The 19,636-nt window shown below is 68.3% G+C and carries 14 protein-coding genes; 11 read left to right on the plus strand and 3 right to left on the minus strand.

What is annotated here, in order from left to right:
* Window positions 1-200: 200 nt before the first annotated feature.
* A complete protein-coding gene (locus tag JIN95_RS00285; RefSeq protein WP_200530190.1) occupies window positions 201-1,361 on the plus strand; it encodes a HAMP domain-containing sensor histidine kinase in 1,161 nt (386 codons plus the stop codon).
* Window positions 1,362-1,426: 65 nt separating this feature from the next.
* Entirely contained in the window at window positions 1,427-2,413 is a 987-nt protein-coding gene (locus JIN95_RS00290) for a bile acid:sodium symporter family protein (protein ID WP_200530191.1), read from the plus strand.
* Between the two features lie 83 nt (window positions 2,414-2,496).
* Here JIN95_RS00290 and JIN95_RS00295 read toward each other — a convergent pair whose 3' ends face one another.
* The gene (locus tag JIN95_RS00295) at window positions 2,497-3,600 is read right to left on the minus strand and encodes a mechanosensitive ion channel family protein (protein ID WP_200530192.1); all 1,104 of its coding nucleotides are present in this window, start codon (window positions 3,598-3,600) and stop codon (window positions 2,497-2,499) included.
* A 277-nt stretch (window positions 3,601-3,877) separates the two neighbouring features.
* On the opposite strand from JIN95_RS00295, the gene JIN95_RS00300 reads away from it, so the two are divergent.
* From JIN95_RS00300 to JIN95_RS00320, 5 genes are all read left to right on the plus strand, one after another.
* Window positions 3,878-4,918, plus strand: coding sequence for a zinc-dependent alcohol dehydrogenase family protein (locus JIN95_RS00300; RefSeq protein ID WP_200530193.1), 1,041 nt, complete (start codon window positions 3,878-3,880; stop codon window positions 4,916-4,918).
* A 75-nt stretch (window positions 4,919-4,993) separates the two neighbouring features.
* Window positions 4,994-5,170, plus strand: a complete 177-nt coding sequence (locus tag JIN95_RS00305) for a hypothetical protein (RefSeq protein WP_200530194.1) — start codon at window positions 4,994-4,996, stop codon at window positions 5,168-5,170.
* A gap of 272 nt (window positions 5,171-5,442) precedes the next feature.
* Complete coding sequence (locus JIN95_RS00310; protein WP_200530195.1) at window positions 5,443-8,622, plus strand: surface glycoprotein; 3,180 nt, start codon at window positions 5,443-5,445, stop codon at window positions 8,620-8,622.
* A gap of 3 nt (window positions 8,623-8,625) precedes the next feature.
* A complete protein-coding gene (locus JIN95_RS00315) occupies window positions 8,626-10,041 on the plus strand; it encodes a PGF-pre-PGF domain-containing protein (protein WP_200530196.1) in 1,416 nt (471 codons plus the stop codon).
* 114 nt (window positions 10,042-10,155) lie between these two features.
* Window positions 10,156-11,067, plus strand: a complete 912-nt coding sequence (locus tag JIN95_RS00320; RefSeq protein WP_095635514.1) for a CoA ester lyase — start codon at window positions 10,156-10,158, stop codon at window positions 11,065-11,067.
* 535 nt (window positions 11,068-11,602) lie between these two features.
* Here the strand turns inward: JIN95_RS00320 and JIN95_RS00325 are convergent.
* Window positions 11,603-11,971, minus strand: a complete 369-nt coding sequence (locus JIN95_RS00325) for a VOC family protein (protein WP_200530197.1) — start codon at window positions 11,969-11,971, stop codon at window positions 11,603-11,605.
* Between the two features lie 107 nt (window positions 11,972-12,078).
* On the opposite strand from JIN95_RS00325, the gene JIN95_RS00330 reads away from it, so the two are divergent.
* Window positions 12,079-15,180, plus strand: a complete 3,102-nt coding sequence (locus JIN95_RS00330) for an FAD-binding and (Fe-S)-binding domain-containing protein (protein WP_200530198.1) — start codon at window positions 12,079-12,081, stop codon at window positions 15,178-15,180.
* Between the two features lie 211 nt (window positions 15,181-15,391).
* Window positions 15,392-15,514, plus strand: a complete 123-nt coding sequence (locus tag JIN95_RS16370) for a hypothetical protein (RefSeq protein ID WP_255521201.1) — start codon at window positions 15,392-15,394, stop codon at window positions 15,512-15,514.
* 141 nt (window positions 15,515-15,655) lie between these two features.
* On the opposite strand, the gene JIN95_RS00335 is transcribed toward JIN95_RS16370, so the two are convergent.
* On the minus strand, window positions 15,656-17,422 hold the full coding sequence (locus JIN95_RS00335; protein WP_095635511.1) for an L-lactate permease: 1,767 nt from the start codon (window positions 17,420-17,422) through the stop codon (window positions 15,656-15,658).
* Window positions 17,423-17,653: 231 nt separating this feature from the next.
* Here JIN95_RS00335 and JIN95_RS00340 point away from each other — a divergent pair, with 231 nt between their 5' ends.
* Both JIN95_RS00340 and JIN95_RS00345 read left to right on the plus strand, forming a co-directional pair.
* Window positions 17,654-18,748 carry an ABC transporter ATP-binding protein gene (locus JIN95_RS00340; protein ID WP_200530199.1) on the plus strand — a complete coding sequence of 365 codons (1,095 nt, stop codon included), beginning with the start codon at window positions 17,654-17,656 and terminating at the stop codon, window positions 18,746-18,748.
* Window positions 18,745-19,608, plus strand: coding sequence for an ABC transporter permease (locus JIN95_RS00345; protein ID WP_200530200.1), 864 nt, complete (start codon window positions 18,745-18,747; stop codon window positions 19,606-19,608). The genes JIN95_RS00340 and JIN95_RS00345 overlap by 4 nt, the downstream gene beginning before the upstream one ends.
* Window positions 19,609-19,636 lie beyond the last annotated feature (28 nt).

Raw genomic sequence — 19,636 nt, forward strand, 5'->3', positions numbered from 1 at the left:
GAAGCGACGGCGTGTCGCCGATACCGGCAAGGGCGACTCCGGCCGCGTCCCGCTTCGTCGAGACGCGGCTCCCGCTCCGGTGATGCTCGGCTCCCGCTCGTGACGCTCGGCTCCGATCAGCCCCCCCGTCGCCGCGGAGTTCTCCGTTCTGATACCGAGCCGCGAACCGTTAAATCCCGGCGACGGAGACCGACCAACAGATGCGGACGACACGGATCCGGACCGCCGCCGAGCTGGGGCTGCTCGCGGCCGTCGGCCTCGTTCCCCTCGGACACCACCTGACCTCGCTGTCGGCGATGAGCGACCCGGTCGCGATCGTGAGCGGGGCGCTCGTCCCGATCGCGTGTAGCGCGCTCGTCGTCGCCGCGACGGTGCCGGTCGCCCGGTCTCCCCTCTCGCCGACGTACACTCTCCGTATCACCGGTTGGAGCGCGCTCGGCGCGCTGACGCTCGCCGCGGTCGCGCTGCTTTTCGTCGCCTACGAGACGAGTCAGGGGCCGCCGCCGGAGGGGCTGCTCGTCGCCATCGCCGGCGCGGCGTCGGTCGGGTCGGTGTTCGGGCTCGCGTTCGGGCTGACCGACGCGCGACAGCAGCGCACGCAGGACCAGCTCGAACGCTCGAACGCCCAGCTCACCGTGTTGAACCGCGTGCTCCGACACAACATCCGGAACGCGATGACGGTCGTCAGCGGACGGGTCGAGATGCTCCGCGAGCGCGCCGACGGCGGCGACGAGAACGCCGCCGTCGTCGAAGAGAACGTCGACCGGCTGCTGTCCGTGAGCGACCACGCCCGTCACATCGGCGCGGTGATCGGCGACGACGGCGCCGACGAGGGGGTCGAGGCGGTCGTGGACCTGGTCGAGGTCGTCGACGGCGTGATCGAGCGACTGCGTGCCGAACACCCGGACGCGGCGTTCGACGCGCCCGCCGCGGAGGTCTGTCGGGTCCGGGCGCATCCCCTCACCGAGGTCGTCGTCTCGGAGGTGATCGAGAACGCCGTGGTGCACAACGAGGGCGACGCGCGGCGGGTCTCGGTCTCGGTCCGCCGCGTCGGTGGCGGCGCCGCGCTCCGCGTCGTCGACGACGGCCCGGGGATCCCCGATGAGACGGTCGAGACGATCCGCCGCGGCTACGAGACGTCGATGCGCCACACGGACGGGCTGGGCCTGTGGCTCGTGCAGTGGGTCGTCGACCGGTCCGACGCCGACCTCGCGTTCGAGTCGACCGGAGCGGGGCAGGTGGTCCGGATCCGGTTCGAGCGCGTCGAGGGGACGGAAGGCGTGCCCGAGGGCGACGCGCTTGCGGAAGCCGACGGCGACACCGAAGGCGACGGCGACACCGAAGGCGACGATCCCCGCTGAGAGACAGACGGAGAACGTTGCCCGAACTACAGGCCCTTTCAACGGCTCGGGCGAACGCGGACGAGATGAGCATGCTGGACCGGATCGAACGGGTTGGACAGGTCACGAGCAAGTACTTCGTCCTCTGGGTCCTCGTCGCCTCGGGGGCCGCGCTGTACGCGCCGACGGCGTTCACGCCCATCGCCGAGTACATCACGCCCCTCCTCGGGATCATCATGCTCGGGATGGGGCTGACGCTCACGCCCGACGACTTCAAGCGGATCGTCGAGCGCCCGCGCGACGTCGCCATCGGCGCGGCGGCGCAGTGGCTCGTGATGCCGACGCTCGCGTACGCGCTCGTCGTCGCGCTCGGGCTCCCGTGGGAGGTCGGCATCGGGCTGATCCTCGTCGGTGCGGCGCCGGGCGGCACCGCCTCGAACGTGATGACGTACCTCGGCCGCGGCGACGTGGCGCTGTCGGTGACGATCACGACCGTCACCACGATCGCCGCCCCGCTCGTGATGCCGGCGTGGATCGTCGCCCTGGCGGGCGAGCAGATCTCCGTCACCTTCGCGCAGCTCTCCGAGACGATCGTCTGGGTCGTCTTAGTGCCAGTCGTGGCAGGGCTCGCGCTCCGGCTCCTGCTCGACCGCTACGCGCCGACCGTGGCGAAGGTCGGGCTCTCGGTGTTCCCCGCGGTCAGCGTCGTCGCCATCGTCGCCATCGTGGCCGCGGTCGTCGGCCTCAACGTCGAGAACATCCTCACCGCCGGCGCGCTGGTCGTCGTCGCCGTCGTGCTGCACAACGGGCTTGGCCTCGGCGCCGGCTACGGGGTCGGGAAGCTGACCGGGATGGCCGAGGACCGGGCGCGGGCGTGCGCCTTCGAGGTCGGCCTCCAGAACAGCGGGCTCGCCGTCGCGCTCGCCACGGCCTTCTTCGACCCCATCGCGGCGCTGATCCCCGCGCTGTTCAGCGTCTGGCACAACGTCTCGGGGCCGGCGCTGGCGACCCTCTTCACCCGGATCGACGGCGAGCCGGTCTCCGAGTACGAGCCGGCGGTCGGCGCCGACTGAGTCGCGTCTCCCGCCGCGCGAGCCCAGGCCGGGACCCACGTCGAGAGGCTCAGCCGTCCGGTTCGGGACTCGCGGCGAGACGCTCACCCGTCTGATCCGACGCCCACGTCGAGGGGGCCTCCCTCGTCGCCCTCGAACCGAACGGCCCTGGTCGGCAGCCCCATCTCGACGCCCGCCTCGTCGAGCGCCGCCTGGAGGTCGCGGTTGACGGCGTCCCGTACCTCCTTCCAGCGCTCGCGGTCCGCGATGTGGTATTCGACCCGAACGCGCAGCGCGGCGTCCTCGTACCCCCAGAACCAGGCGCCGGTCTGCTCGGTGTCGACGCCGTCGACGGCGTTTATCGTCTCGGTGATCAGATCGAGGGCCGCGTCCATCTCCTCGGGGGTCGTCTCGTAGGTCAGGCGGAGATACGTCACGGTCCGCCGGGTCGGCTCCGAGGAGATGTTCGTCACCTCGGCGTCGGCGATGGTGGCGTTCGGGACCGTGACGATCCGCCCGTCGAAGTCGCGTATCTGGGTCGACCGGAGGCCGATCTCCTCGACGGTCCCCTCGACGTCGCCGACGGCGACGGTGTCGTCGACGAGGAACGGCTTGGTGGTGAGGATGTGCGCCCCGCCGAAGATGTCCGCGGCGGTCTTCCGGGAGGCGAACGCGAGCGCCACGCCGCCGACGCCGATGGAGGCGATGACGGTCGTCACGTCGTAGCCGATCGTGTCCAGCATGACCACGAGGGCGATGGAGACGATGGCGATGTTGGTGACCCGGCTGACGATGGGCACGAGCTCGTCGTCGAGCTTGGACTCGGTCCGCTCGGCGTACTCCACCATGTACGTCTCGATGAGGCCGTCGGTGAGCCGGACGGCGACCCAGGCCATGGCCGCGATGGCGGGAATCTCGACCGACGCGTTCACCACCGACCGGAGCGGTTCGACCGGCGTCAACACCTCTCGGCCGACCGCGGCGGCCAGCACCACTCCCAGGAGGACGACCGGCCGCCCGAGCGCGTGGGCGATGATGTCGTCGATCTCGGTCTCGGTCGCCTCGGTCTTCGCCTTCAGCCGGCGGCGGTAGACGAACCCCAGCGACCGACCCAGCAGCGCCCCCGCCCCGAGGATCGCGAAAAACAGGAGATATTGGGGGATCGTACTCCCCAGGTACGGTTCCGACAACACCGATCCTCCCAGCATACACTCCACCTATTGGTCAGACGACATAACTCTGGTGTCGGACCGCGCCGTCGGAGCGCGGCTCCGAGCCCGGTATCAGGTCCCGTCGCGGGGTGAACGCACCGGACGCGTCCGACTGTCGTAGCTGCGTGGGGACGCGGGCCCGGGCGTGACGCGCCCTCGATCCGATCGCGGGAACCCGAACCGATCGGACCGCGTTCCCGCACGGCCCTACCGCGTTCCCGCACGACCCCGCCGCGACCCCCGTCCTTTTGTCCCGCCCGTCGGTAGCGATCGTATGCGCGCAGCCATTTTCAACGGCCCCGGCGACATCGGCGTCGAAGAGCGACCACGCCCCGAGATCGAGGCCCCGACCGACGCGATCGTCCGCGTGACCCACACCGCGATCTGCGGCTCCGACCTCTGGTTCTACCGCGGCGACAGCGACCGCGAGGAGGGATCCCCGGTCGGTCACGAACCCATGGGGATCGTCGAGGAGGTCGGTGACGACGTGACCTCCGTCGACCCCGGCGACCGCGTGCTCGCCCCCTTCGCCATCTCCTGTGGCGAGTGCGAGTTCTGTCGGAAGGGGCTCCACACCTCCTGCGAGAACGGCGACTCGTGGGGCGGTGACAACGGCGGCGGCCAGGGCGAGTACGTCCGGTCGACCCACGCCGACGGGACCCTCGTCCGGGTCCCCGACCGGTTCGCCGACGACGAGGACGCGCTCCGGTCGCTGCTCCCGCTGACCGACGTGATGGGCACCGGCCACCACGCGGCCGTGAGCGCGGGCGTCGAGGCCGGCTCGACGGTCGCGGTGATCGGCGACGGCGCGGTCGGCCTCTGCGGCGTCCTCGCGGCCCGCCGGCTCGGCGCCGAGCGGATCGTCGCGGTGGGCCACCACGAGGACCGGCTCGACCTCGCCGCGGAGTTCGGCGCCACCGAGACCGTCTCGGAGCGCGGCGAGGCCGCGGTCGAGCGGATCCGCGAGCTCACCAACGGCGGGCCGAACCACGTGATGGAGTGCGTCGGCGCCGCGAGCGCGATGAACACCGCGATCGACGCCGTCCGTCCCGGCGGCACAGTCGGCTACGTCGGCGTTCCCTACGGCGTCGACGACGAGGGGCTCGACGTGTTCGGCATGTTCGGCGACAACGTCACCCTCGCCGGCGGCGTCGCCCCCGTCCGCGCCTACGCCGAGGAGCTGATGGACGACGTGCTCCAGGGCACGCTCGATCCCGCGCCGATCTTCACCGAGACGGTCGGGCTCGACGAGGTCGCCGAGGGGTACCGCATGATGGACGAACGGGAAGCGATCAAGGTGCTTGTGAAGCCGTAGAACTGTCTCTGCAGCCGTCTTCTCACCGGTATCGGCGCAATACTTATCAGCCGACAATCCGTGCTACCTGTTGTCATGTGCCACCACAATATCGAGGCGCGTTCGATCGAGGCGATCCGAGAGCGCCACCGGTCCGAGGAGGCGGACGAACGGCTTGACGAGGTCCCCGACGCCGAGGCCGTCGACGATCCGGCGGGCGAGCCCGAGGAGCGCGAACCCCCGGCTGAACCGCGGACCCCGGCCGACGACTGACGCGGCCGGGGCCGACTCCGCCTCGAACCCCGACGATTTTTCGCGGTCGACATCGCCGTGCGTCCAGAACCGGAACCCCGTGGCAGAGCGGCTTATCTCCCGTTTCAGGGTGTTCCTGAAGATGTTTTAGAATTCCGCAACGACGGTTCTGGCGGAGAAATACTACCCCTCTGCCGCCCCTTCGTGAGAACATCTCCACGACGGAGTTCCGCGATTATGCTTATGCTAACAGCAGTTTCACGCAAGACGGAACGGCAGACGGTGATCGATAGATGACACGCTCACAGGTTCGTGCGGTCACCCTCGCCGCGATCATGGTACTGTCCGTGGTCGCCATGGGGGCCGGGTTTGTAGGGGGTGCGGCGGCGCAGGAAGACGTTATCGTCGTCACGGATAATCCGGGCGACGGTGAATACGCGTCTATCCCTGCCGCACTCGACGCGGCCGCTCCCGGTGATACGATACAGGTACAAGCCGATCAGGTGATCACCTCTCCCGATAACCGGATCATCGTCGACACGAACGCCTCCGGAACCGCTCTTGATGACGTGAGCATCGTCGCGGACGGCGATGTCACGGTCCGGTACGAACAGCCGGACGAAGAAGCGCCGGGGGTAAATCCCGGCTATCCGACGTTCGACGTGCAGGCCGACGATGTCACAATCAGCGGATTCACCGTCGAACTCGACACGAACGATGTGTATGACGGTGATAACCGTTACGCGCAAGCAATCAAGGTAGGTGGATTCCAAGCTTCAGGAGGATCTGGTGTCGAACTCACGGATAATGATATCTCCTTCGTCGGGGGCGACAACGACGACATCACAAGCGTCGGTATCGGTCTCATAGACCCAAACGACGGGGGACAGCTTGACGGTGCGACGGTGACTGGTAATTCGATCGAAGGCTTCGAACACGGACTGTTCGCCGCTACGACCGACGATGGCTTCTCCGGAAACTTCGATATCACAAACAACGATTTCCAGAACAACACCGTACAGTACCTCGACAACTCGAATGAGGTCGACGGTGAATCTGTCTTCACCGAAAACACGTTCGACAACGCCGCTTTCTCCACCGATGCTCAGAGCACCAATGACATCATCTATGCCTCGGTTCAGGCCACTGTGGACGATTCCCAATCCGAGGCGACTGTCACAGTTGCTCCCGGCACGTACGCCGAAAACGTGACTGTCGGTGTCGGGGGGCTTTCGATCGAAGGTCCGAACGCGGGAATCGCCGGTGACGCCGACGACAGAGACGAGGAAGCGACAATCAACGGTCAGGTCGTCGTCTCCGCTGACGGTGTCGTCTTCGACGGGTTCGAAGTGTCGCCGCCAAACGCGACTACCAATAACAACGCAGAAGCTCTCCGAGTGAGCGGCACCGCTGACGATGTCGTGATCCGGAACAACGTCGTTCGCGACTTCAGCGAGGACGGAATCCCTGAATGGATAGGAGTGGACGGGATCAATCTCTTCGGCGGAGAGGCTGATGACTCTGTCAGTAACGTCACGGTTTCTGAAAACCTCGTTGACGGGGTGTCCGGACGGTCGACCGCTGGCGGTGTCGCCGGCATCTCCGTCCAAGGCAACGTTGAGGGCGCAGAGATCAACAACAACACTGTGCGTAATATCGGCCAAAGAGAGACGACGTGGGCGTTTGGAGTAACTGTCCGCGGGACCGGCAACCACGGCGAAACGCCGACCGAGGTTAGCGTCGTCGACAACGATGTTTCCTCCGTACTGTCGAATCCCGAATCAGACACGTCCGGCGTCGGACTCGGTCTGGAGTCGGGAGACGCGAGCGACGTAACCTTCGAAGAGAACAGCCTGAGCGACACGGAACTCCTGTTCGAAGACAAGACCGCTACAGTCGATCTGACCGGCTTTGTGGACAGCAATACGCTGGATCGGGGTACGCCCGTCGAAGGCGCTAACGTAGACGGGGACACCCGAAATATTGTCTTCAATAGCGTTCAGGACGCACAGAACGCGGCTTCGACCGACAGTGTCCTTACACTCCTCCCCGGCACGTACAACGAGTCGGTCGCCATCGACACCGAAGGGCTGACTATCGAAGGCCCCAACGCCGACCACGACGGAATCAGTAGCTCCCGTACCGACGAGGCGGTTATCGCCGGTCAAATCGATGTCGGCGCACCGAATACGACTGTCAGTGGAGTACAGGTCTCGCCGAACACGGAGACGTTCGAAGAGACACCCGCTGCCGCAGTAACCGTCTCTGAATCGAACACCACCGTTCAGAACACTCGCGTGGCCGATTTCGAGGTCAATATAACCGACATTTCGGCGAATTCTGTTCAGGGAATCCAAGTGTACGAGGCGAACACGGAACTGACTGATGTCGCGATACGCAACAACAGCGTTGAGGACATCACGTACCTGGGAAGCTCGCAGGCTCTGGACGGTGAATTCGGAACTGATTACGGGAATCTCTACGGGATCCACGTCCAAGGACAGATCGGCGATGCGATAGTCGAAGGCAACACCCTGCGTGATCTCTCCTCGGATGGATATCTCCTCGCAGCAGCGGTGAGTGGAACGGACAGTAACTCAGATGCGAACCCCGAAAACGTTGTTGTCCAGCGGAACACGTTTGAGAGCCTCTCCGCCGACGGTGCGCCGGCCACCGGCTTCACTGTTAGTAGCGATCGGGTGGATGCGGACAGCCTCTCTGTCTCTCGGAACTCGTTCTTAGCTCCCGTCGACATAGTAAATGGAGCTTCTGAAAACCTCGATGCCACGTTCAACTACTTCGGTGACGACACGCCCACCGTCGCGGGTAACGTCACCTACGACCCCTTCCTGACGGTCGAACCCGACGAGGTCGATGCCGACTCGCTTAGCGAGACGACGCAGTTCGGCCACGACCTCGTCGTGCCCGCCGACGGCGACACCCACACCGTCGCCTTCCCGTCGCCCGTCGACGGGACCGTCGACGAGGTCTTCGGCGAGTTCAACGGGACCGTCTACGCGTACGACGGTTCCCAGTGGCGGTCCGGGGACGACGTCGCCGACGAGGAGATCGGCGCGCTCGACGCGTTCGCGGTCTCCGTCGACGAGGGCGAAGACGACCTGCGGATCGCGTTCGAGTACGCGGGCGCCGACGCCGACACGCCCCCGTCGATGACGACCGCCGAACTCGAGGCGGGCTGGAACTTCGTCGGTGCGCCGTCCGGGGACGCGCCCTCGGAGGACGCGTTCGCCTCGGCGACCGCGGACGTGACGAGCGTCGTGGACCTCGTCACCGGGCCGAACGCCGAGACGACGCCGTACGGGCTCGACGCCTCGGGCGACGTGTCGAACCCCGACGTGGTCAGCCCGTTCAAGGGGTACTGGGTGTTCGCCACCGCCGACGGCGAGCTCGGCGCGACCGTTCCGGTCGGACCGACCCAGGAGGACGAGGAGGACACCCTGACGGGGAACTGAACGATGAACGTCAGACACGCGCTCGGGATGACCGCGCTGATCGTGTTGGTGGCGACGCTCGTCGCCGTCGGCGGGGTCGTCAACGGCGCGGCCGCGCAGGACGGCCCGCCGTCCACGCCCGCGTCCTACTACGGACAGGTGACGGTGACCGGCGGCGAGCCGGTCGACGGCGTCACCGTCGAGGCGGTCGTCGACGGCGAGGTCCGCGACAGCATCGAGACCGACGCCGACGGCTCGTTCGGCGGTCCGGGCGCGTTCGACGAGAAGCTCACCGTCGAGGGCCCGGTCGACGGCGACGTGACCTTCCGCGTCGAGGGGACCGACGCCGGCTCCGCCGCGTGGGAGTCCGGCGCGAACGAGGAGGTCGCCCTCGAGCTCGAGGAGGCGCCGTCGGACCCGGGCGACGGCGGTGACGGTGCTGACGGCGGCGACGGCGGCGACGGCATCGATCCGGGCGACGGCGACGACGGCTCGAACGCCGGCCCGAGCGACGGCGGGGACGGCGGCTCCGGTCCCGTCGGCGGAGTCGGCGGCGCGGGCGGTACGGGCGGCTCCGACGACGGGCCCGGCGACGGCCCGGCCGTCGAGGACGTGGTCGACGTGCCGGCGGGCGCGACCGCGGCCGGCGGCGAGGTCGCGAGCGTCGAGGCAAACCCGGACGGCGCGTCGAGCGGCGTCGCGTTCACTGGGGAGACCGCGGTCGACGGGATCGAGTTCGACGGCGTCGTCGAGGGCGACGTGGGAGTCGTCGAACTCGACGGGGCGCCCGAGGCGACCGGTCGGCCGCCGGGAGCCGGCGTTTCGGTGGTCGAGATCTCGGTCCCTGAGGCGGCCCGGGACACGTCGGCGACGGTCCGCACGCGGATCGGCGCCGACCGCCTCGCCGCGTCCGACGCCGACGCCGAGGACCTCCGGCTCTTCCGGCACGCCGACGGCGAGTGGCAGGCGCTGGAGACGTCGGTCGTCGAGGACGACGGCGAGGCGGTCGTACTGGCGGCCGAGACGCCGGGTTTCTCCGTCTTCTCGGTCTCCGCCGTCAGCGAGCCCGACGCGGCGATCACGGTCGGCTCGGACTCCGTCACGACCGGCGAGACCGTCTCGCTCTTCGGCGCGCAGTCGACCGACGAGTACGGCGAGATCGTCGCCTACGACTGGGTGATCGACGGCGAGGCCGACGCCGGGATCACCGCCGAGGCGACGTTCGCGGAGCCGGGCGAGTACCCCGTCGAGCTCGTCGTGACGAACGACGCCGGCGAGACCGACACCGCGAGAGCGACGATCGTGGTCGAATCGACCGACGCCGGATCGGGCGCGGTCGAAGAGCCCGGCCTCGCCTCGCCGACGACGATCGGCGCAGTGGTCGGGGCCCTCCTGCTCGCGCTGCTCGTCGTGGCCGCGGTCCGGCGCGTGGACCGCTGAACGCGGGGGCGAAACGCGCCCGCTCTCGGTTCGCGTTTACTCGATTCCGACTCAGAGAAAATACCCCCGCGTAAGGTATCTTTATCTTCAGGGATAAGCATGATAGACTCGTACATGTCAGACGTTACACTGCGACGGACGCAGTTGGCGACGCCGGCGAGCGACGAGAAGATGATGCACTCGGCGGCCGACAGCGACGCCGACGAGGTGTTCCTCGACTTGGAGGACTCGGTGGCGCCGAACGCGAAGCCGGACGCGCGCGAACCCCTGATCAAGGCCGCTCGCGAGGAGGACTGGAGCGACAAGGTCCTCAGCTTCCGGATGAACGGGATCGACACGAAGTGGTGGTACGACGACCTGATCACGGTCGTCGGCGAGGCCGGCGAGTTCATCGACGACATCATCGTTCCGAAGGTCAAGTCCGCCAGCGACGTGCACACGGTCGAGAACCTGCTCGCGCAGGTCGAGGAGAACAACGGGTTGGAGGTCGGCGCCATCGGCCTCGAACCCCAGATCGAGGACGGCGAGGGGATCCACAACGTCCACGACATCGCGCACGCCTCCGACCGGCTCTCGTCGATCATTTTCGGTCCGGGCGACTACTCCGCGGCGATGGGCACGCCCGGCCTCGACATCGGCCAGTTCCCCGAGTACCCGGGCCACTACTGGCACCACGCCCTCTCAGAGTGTAACTCCGCGGCGAAGTCGGCCGGGCTCCCGTGTCTCGACGGCCCCTACGCCGACATCGAGGACCCCGAAGGGTTCCGCGAGTCCGCCGAGAACGCCAACATGATCGGCTGCGACGGCAAGTGGGCGATCCACCCCTCGCAGATCGAGATCGGCAACGAGGTCTTCGCCCCCGACCCGGAGACCGCCGAACGCGCCAAGCGCATCGTCGACGCCTACGCCGAGGCGATGGAGGAGGGCAAGGGCGCCGTGAGCGTCGACGGCCAGATGGTCGACGAGGCCACCAACAAGATGGCCCAGGACATCGTCGAGACCGCTGAGGCCGCCGGCATCCTGTAGTCGGCCGATCGCGCGATCGCGTTCGACCCGCGTTCCTCAGACATCCGATTTTTAACGTCGCGGAACCGCCGTGTTCTGACTGATAGCGGGAGTGAGTCTCGCAGATCGGTGGCGGTGATCCGGTATTTAAACACCCAAGAGCGACGGCGATGATCGCTTATAAAAACGGTGCGGTGGCGCGTGCCTGCGAGGCCGCTTTGCGGCCGAGCAGCACGCGCGAGGGAGTCGCTGGCGGCTGTCGCCGCCAGCGACGAGGCTGGGGAGGCGTGAGGCTGCGGTCTGTGGTCGGGTGGGACTCAAAGGGGCAGTCGCTGAGGCGGGCGCAGGCGACTCAAGGACCGCAAGGAGCGAACGGAGTGAGCGACTGAGGACCGCAGCGAGCGTGCGCCCGCCTCAGCGACTGGGGCTTTGTAGACCCTCACCGTAGCGTCGTCGATCACTTATAAACAGCCGGCAGTAACACCACAACCCCACTTATAAACAACCGACTCACAACAGTGATTCACGTACTCCCGAGATCGCCCGTCAGTTCCGCTTATAAGGGCTCGATCAGCTCGACGGCGTGCCCGTCGGGGTCCTTCACGAACGCGGTGCGCGCGCCGGCCTCGGGCTGATCGCCCGGCTCTTTGACGACGCCGTGGTGGTCGATCGCCTCGAACGTCTCGTCGACGTCGTCGACGCCGACGGCGACGTGGTCGTAGCGGTCGCCGTCGGCGCTCGGCACCTCGCCGTCCGTGTCGGACAGCTGGAACTCGACGCCGGCGTCGTCGGCGACGTACACGTTGCGCGTGTCGCCGTCGGCGGTCGTGAACTCCCACGAGCGCTCGAACCCCAGCTGCTCGACGTACCAGTCTGCGGTGCGGTCGGCGTCCTCGACGTTGAGACACGTGTGGAGTATCTCCATGCGCCGAAGTCTCACCCGGACCCAATAAATCCCGGCGAGCGGCGACGACCGGCCCGAGAACTGTCATTAACAAAGGTTTTATTCGCTTTTCGACCCGGAGTAAAGTCATGGCAACAGAGCCCACGCAGGGAAGTGACACGCCCGACCCGGACACGTCGGCGGCCGCGCTGGGCCACGACCGGCCGGACGTGCCCGCCTACCGGGCGCTGGCGGAGGACCTCCGTGATCGCGTCGCCGGCGACGTGCAGTTCGACGAGTACGCGCAGGTGCTGTACGCCACCGACGGGAGCATCTATCAGGCGCGGCCGGCCGGGGTCGTGATCCCGCGGTCGGTCGAAGACGTGCAGGCCACGATGGAGGTCGCGGCCGAGCACGAAGTACCCGTCATCCCCCGCGGAACCGGCTCCTCACTGGCCGGGCAGAGCGTCGGCCCGGGCTGTGTCGTCCTCGACTTCTCGACGTACATGGACGAGATCGTCGAGGTCCGGCCCGACGATCGCCGGGCGGTGGTCCAGCCCGGCGTCGTTCAGGACCACCTCGACGACCGGTTGGCCGAGGACGGGCTCAAGTTCGCGCCCGACCCCGCCTCCTCCGCGCGGGCCACCGTCGTCGGCGGCATCGGCAACAACTCCACGGGCGCGCACTCGGTGCGGTACGGGATCACCGACGCCTACACCGAGGAACTCAAAGTCGTCCTCGCAGACGGCTCGCTGATCCACACTCGGGAGGTCGTCCTCGACTCGCCGGAGTACGAGGAGATCGTCTCCAGAGACGACCGGGAGGCCGCGCTCTACGAGACCGCCCGGAAGCTGGTCGAGGAGAACCAGGCCGAGATCGACGAGAAGTACCCGAACCTCAAGCGCTCCGTGTCGGGCTATAACCTCCACAAGGTGATCTACGAGAACGACGACGGCGAGGAGGTGATCAACCTCTCGAAGCTGTTCGTCGGCGCCGAGGGCACGCTCGGCACGATCGTCGAGGCGGAGGTGTCGCTCGTCACCCGCCCCGAGGAGACGGCGCTCGCGCTGTACACGTTCGACTCGCTGGTCGACGCGATGAAGGCCGTCCCGGAGGCCCTGGAGTTCCCGGTGAGCGCGGTCGAGCTGATGGACGACGAGGTGTTCGCGCTCGCCGCGAACTCCCAGGAGTTCGCCCAGTACGCCGAGCCGATCCCGGACCGGGCCACGGCGGCGCTCATGCTGGAGTGGGACTCGGAGCTCGTCGACGACTTCGAGGCCGCGATCGCCGACACGAACGCCCACTTCGTCGACGAGGGCGACGCTTTCGACGTGTTGGAGGCGTACACCCCGGAGGCCCAGGCCGACCTCTGGAACCTCCGGAAGGCGGCCATTCCCCTCCTGATGAGCATGCGGGGCGACCCGAAACCGTACCCGTTCATCGAGGACGCCACCGTCCCGCCCGAGGAGCTCGCCGAGTACGTCGGCCAGTTCGAGGACGTGTTGGACGCCCACGACACCTCCGCGGCGTACTTCGCGCACGCCGGCTCGGGAACGCTCCACATCCGTCCCATTCTGTCGCTCAAAGAGGGGGAGGGCGTCGAGAAGATGCACTCGATCGCCGACGACGTCACCGACCTCGTGATCGAGCACCACGGCGCGTTCTCGGGCGAGCACGGCGACGGCCTCGCGCGCACCGAGTTCAACCCGAAGATGTACGGCGAGGCGCTCTGGGGCGCGTTCCAAGAGCTGAAGTCGACGTTCGACCCCGAGTGGCGGATGAACCCGGGGAAGGTGGTGTACGTCGACGGCGACACCGCGGCCGAGCGGGGGTACCCGGACACGGCCGCGGACACGGACATGCGCGAAAACCTCCGCTACGGCCCCACCTACCAGTCGATCGAACCCCAGACCGAACTCGACTTCGAAGATGAGGGCGGGTTCTCACACCTCGTCGAACTCTGTAACGGCTGTGGCACCTGCCGAGAGACCGACTCGGGCGTGATGTGTCCGACCTACCGCGCCTCGGAGGAGGAGATCCAGGCGACGCGCGGCCGGGCGAACATGCTCCGCGCCGCGATCAGCGGCGAGCTCGACGACGACGAGATCCACTCCGACCGCTTCCAGGAGGAGGTGCTCGGGCTCTGCGTGGGCTGTAAGGGGTGTCAGAGCGACTGTCCGACCGGCGTCGACCTCGCGAAGCTGAAGGCCGAGGTGAAACACGAGCACCACGAGAAGGAGGGCGCGGGACTCCGCGAGCGGATCTTCCGCGACATCGACCGGTTCTCGGCGCTCGGGAGCGCGTTCGCGCCGGTGTCGAACGCGGCGACGAAGATCCCGGGCGCCCGGAAGGTGATGGACGCGGTCGCGGGGATCGCGCCCGACCGGGAGCTGCCGACGTTCCGCTCGGAGAGCTTCGAGGAGTGGTTCGAGGCCCGCGGCGGGTCGACGGTCGCCCCCGGGGAGGCGGTCGACACGGTCGCGCTGTTCCCCGACACCTACACCAACTACAGCTACCCGGAGGCCGGCAAAGCAGCGGTCGAGGTGTTGGAGGCCGCGAACGTCCGCGTGGAGGTTCCCGGTGACCTCGCACCGTCGGGCCGCGCGGCGTTCTCGACGGGCTTTCTGGACGACGCTCGTGAGCGCGCGGCGACCAACGTCGAGCGGCTCGCCCCGCGCGTCCGCGAGGGCCAGTCCGTGGTCTTCGTCGAGCCGTCGGACGCGGTGATGTTCCAGGACGAGTACCTCGACCTGCTGGACGGCGAGGAGGTCGAGGCGGTGTCGGCGGCGGCGTACGGCGTGTTGGAGTACCTCGACGCCGGCCGCGTCGACGAGCGGCTGGCGTTCGACGCGCCTGCGGAGTCGCTCACCTACCACGGCCACTGCAACCAGAAGGCGACGAACAAGGACCACCACGCGGTCGGCGTGCTCCGGCGCGCCGGCTACGACGTGGACCCGCTGGACTCGTCGTGTTGCGGGATGGCGGGCTCGTTCGGCTACGAGTCGGAGCACTACGACCTCTCGAAGGCGATCGGCCGGATCCTCTTCGATCAGGTCGACGAGAGCGACGGGGAGACCGTCACCGCGCCCGGCGCGTCCTGCCGCTCTCAGCTCGGCGACCGCGACGCCGACGCGGAGAACCCCCCGCACCCGATCGAGAAGGTCGCCCGCGCCGTGACCGGCCCCGACCCCGACGCCGTCGCCGACGCGGGCGCCGCCGAGGCGACCGGACCGGCGGCCGCCGACGACTGAACCGACCCCCGGGCGCTCGCAACGCGAACGACGCCGTCACCGCCCGCGGAGCGTTTTCGGGCCGATCGCGCTGATCGCTCGAAGGAGACGGAGCCGCGTCTGAACCTTCACGAAAGTCGCGGACAGATAATTGATGCATAATGAACTATTCTCCACGATACGGTACGATTCCGAGCTGCTTATCCGCGTATGGCCACGATCAGTCATTGTTATGGCAGAGAGCAAAACGATCCTCGAAAACGACGCCGCGCGACTGAAAGACACCCCGCGCCCCGAAGACCTCGAGGCGACGACCAGCCCGGCCGCGCGCCTGCTGGCGTGGCTGCGCGCCTGAGCGACGCTCACTTTTGAACCGGTAGCCGATTCGATTCGCTCGCCCACCGCCGACCGCACCGTTCCCCGACCACCGGCCGCACCGCTCGCCGGTCGCCGTCGACGCTTATAAAGAGACCGCGCAGCGGTGCGGCTCCCGCGCTCAGAACACGCCGGGGAACAGCACGTAGCTGAAAAGCAGGCAGAGCAGTCCCACGCCGGTCGCGTAGTACAGCAGCGGGATGAGGTTGAGCCGCATCACCCGCCCCTCCTGTCCGAGGAGGCCCACCGTCGCCAGCGCGGCGACGAGGTTGTGGATCGCGACCAGGTTCCCGATGGCGCCGCCGACGGCCTGCGCGCCGACGATGATCGTCCGCGGGAGCCCGAGCTGCGTCGCCGCCTCGAACTGGAACGCGCCGAAGGTGATGTTCGAGACGGTGTTCGAACCGGCCATCGCGGCGCCCAGCGCGCCGATCAGCGAGGCGAACGCGGGGTAGGCGACGCCGAGGATGTCGGCGGTCGTCTGCGCGAGCAGGACGATCATGCTGCCGACCTCGGGCGCGCCCGGATGCGCGCCGGACTGGAGCATCACCTGCACCATGGCGATGACGAAGACGAGGGCGATGAACGGCGAGACGATCTTCCGGCCGGCCTCCTTCCAGGCGTCACCGACCTCTTTTCCGGACATCCCGAAGATCGGGATCGCGAGCACGGCGCTCACGAGCAGCCAGAAGCCCGGCACGTTCATCCACGCGACGCTCCCGCCGAGCGTGGTCCCGAGGATGTCGCTCCAGCTGACGATGAAGATGTCGCGGTTGATGAAATCGGAGATCGGTCCGACCGCGCGGGTCACGACCAGCAGGACCACGAGCAGGACGTACGGCGACCACGCCTTCAGGAGCGACATCTCCTCGCCGCCGCTGAGGTCGGTCGACTCGGTCTCCGGCGAGACGCCGCCGCGGCTCTCCGCGCCGCCGGCGTTCGACCCGTTCGACTGCCCGGGCTCGATCGAGCCGACCCAGTGGTCCTCCCAGCGGTCGCGCTCGGGGAAGTCCCACTCCTCGTCGGGCAGGAGGTACCCCGCACGCAGGATGCTCAGGATGATCGCGCCGCCGACCATCGAGCCGATGAGCGCCGGGAACTCGGCCGTGAGGTACCACGCCGAGACCCAGTACGGGACCGCGAACGCGATCCCCGAGGCGATACACAGCGGCGCGACCTCCCAGGCCGGCGCCAGCGAGCGCTCGTCGGGGTCGCCGAAGAAGTACACGACCATGCCGACCGCGAACAGCGGCATCACGAACCCGACCAACGCGTGATACGTCGCGGCCCACGCCGCCACCTCGACCGAGAAGTCCTGGACGGTCATGCCGCCGGCCTCGATCGCGTCGCGGGTGAACGCGACGTCCTCCAACGGGCTCTGGATCCCGACCACGATCGGCGTCCCCACCGCGCCGTACGTGACCGCGATAATGTGTCCGATGATCGCCGCGACGACCGCCGCGAGCGCCGGGAAGCCGAGCCCCAAGAGCAGCGGCGCCACGACGGCGGCGGGCGTCCCGAAGCCGGCGGCCCCCTCGATGAACGTCGCCATGAAGAAGGCGATCAACACGATCTGTACGCGCCGGTCGTCGCTGACCGTCGCGAACCCGCGGTTGATCCGGTCGAACGCGCCGGCCTCCATCAGGGTGTACAGGAGGACGAGCGCACCGAAGACGATCCAGAGGATCTCGATCGCCGTCATCACGCCGACCGCGGACGCCGCGGCCAGCCAGTTCACCGGCATGCTCCACGCGGTGTACCCGATCACCAGCGCGGCGACCCACGCCAGCGGCATCGCTCGCGTCGCCGGCCAGAGGAACCCGACCAGCAGCACGCCGGCGAGAAGCAGCGGGACCGCGGCCACCGCCACGTCGATCCCGGTCGTCATCGTTCCTCCCCCTCGTTATGATTGACTACTCGATTCCGTCCCCGACTCATGTGACAGGTTACCACCCACATGCGACGCGAGGTACATCACGGTCATTGGTTATAAAATGTAAGTTTCATATCGTCTCCGTCTGCGATCGATTCTCCGGACCCGTCCGCGCGTCCGAGACCGTCCCGCCCCGGGACCTTCCCGAGCGCGGATATATCCCCGCTCGGCACGTACCGTCCCGTGATGGCACGCAGCGCGGCGAGCGAACGCGGTGGTCCCCGCGGGCGCGACGAGTCCCGGTTCGACGATTCCCGGTCCAACAACGAGCAGGCGGACGCCTCCCCGCCGGCGCTGGCGATCGAGGGCGTCTCGAAGCGGTTCGGCGACGGCGACGACTCGGTCCTCGCCGTCGACGACGTCAGCCTGACCGTCGAGCGCGGCTCGATCGTCGGCCTGCTCGGCCCGAACGGGGCCGGCAAGACGACCCTGATCAAGTGCGCGCTCGGGATCGTCTTGCCCGACGCCGGCTCGGTCCGGGTGTTCGGCGCCGACGTCGGCGACGGGCGCCGGGCCGCCTACGCGAACGTCGACGCGATGTTGGAGGGCGCCCGCAACGACTACTGGCGGCTCACCGTCCGCGAGAACCTGCGGTACTTCGCGACGATCGCCGGCGTCGACCCGGACTCGGTCCGGGCCCGGCACGACCGGCTGCTCGACCGGCTCGAGCTGACCGAGAAGGCCGACACGCCGGTCCGAGAGCTCTCGCGGGGGATGAAACAGAAGGTGTCGCTGGCGAGCGTGCTCGCGGGCGGCGCGGAGCTCGTCTTCCTCGACGAGCCGACGCTCGGGCTCGACGTCGAGAGCTCGCGGACGCTCCGACGGGAGCTCCGGCGACTCGCCCGCGAGGAAGGACTCACCATCGTCCTCAGCAGCCACGACATGGGCGTCATCGAGGACGTCTGCGACCGGGTGGTGATGATGGCGAACGGACGGATCGTCGCCGACGACACCGTCGCGGCGCTCCTCACGGGGACCGACCGCGACGTCGTCCGCGTCGTCAGCGCCGACATCGACGACGCCCTCGCGGCGAGCCTCCACGAGCGGTTCGACGTGCGGGGCGTCGAGACCGGTCTCGGTGAGGGCGGACGAGACCGACCCGGCTCGACGGCCGTCGAGGTCGCCGCCGCGGGCGACGCCCTGTACGAGCTGATGGACGCGCTCCGCGAGGCGGGGGTCACGGTGGAGGCGATCGAGACCGTTCGTCCCGAGCTGGAGGACGTGTTCGTCGATCTCACCGGGACGGAGCCGGGCGCGGAGCCGCGGGGGCGGTCGCCGTGAGCCGCGACGGCTCGGCCGCGTCCGGGTCCGAGCGCGCCCGGTCTTCGGCTCCCGCCGACCCCGCCGACCCCGTCGACGACCCGCGGCCGGCCACGTACTCCCACCTCGCGCGGGCCGTCCTCTACCGTGAGTACCTGATCTTCGTCCGGTACCCGGCGAACGCGATCGGGGGGATCGTCGTCGCGCTGTTCTTCTTCGGCGTCCTCTTCTACGGCGGGCGGCTGCTGGCCGGGCAGGCGCTGACGGACTCGCTGTCCGGGATCATCGTCGGCTACTTCCTGTGGACGCTGTCGGTCGGCGCGTACTCCTCCGTGTCGAACGACATCGGCAGCGAGGTCCAGTGGGGGACCTTAGAGCGACACATCACCACCCCGTTCGGGTTCGCGCCGGTCGCCCTGCTGAAGGGGGTCGCGAAGGTGGTCCGGACGTTCCTCACCTCGGCGGTCGTGCTCGCGGCCATGCTGCTGCTCACCGGGACCCGGCTCAGCCTCGACCCGATCACGGTCGTCCCCGTCGCGGGGCTCGCGATCACGTCGGTGCTGGGGCTGGGGTTCGCCGCCGGCGGCGTGACGGTGCTGTACAAGCGGATCGGCAACTGGCTGAACTTGCTGCAGTTCGGGTTCGTCGCGCTGATCTCCGCGCCCGTCCTCGACGCGCCGTGGACGCGGGTCCTCCCGCTGGCGCACGGCAGCGCCATGCTCCAGCGCGCGATGGTCGACGGCGTTCGGCTGTGGGAGTTCGGGCTCGCCGACCTCGCGCTCCTCGTCGGGGTCGCCGTCGGCTACCTCCTCGGCGGCTACGTCGTCTTCCACTACGCCACGCGACGGGCGCGGCGGCTCGGGGTGCTCGGGGACTACTGAGGCGGGGCGGTGGCTCGACGTCCGACCG

It is taken from the genome of Halorubrum sp. LN27 (genome assembly GCF_016635065.1).
GTDB lineage: Archaea > Halobacteriota > Halobacteria > Halobacteriales > Haloferacaceae > Halorubrum > Halorubrum salipaludis.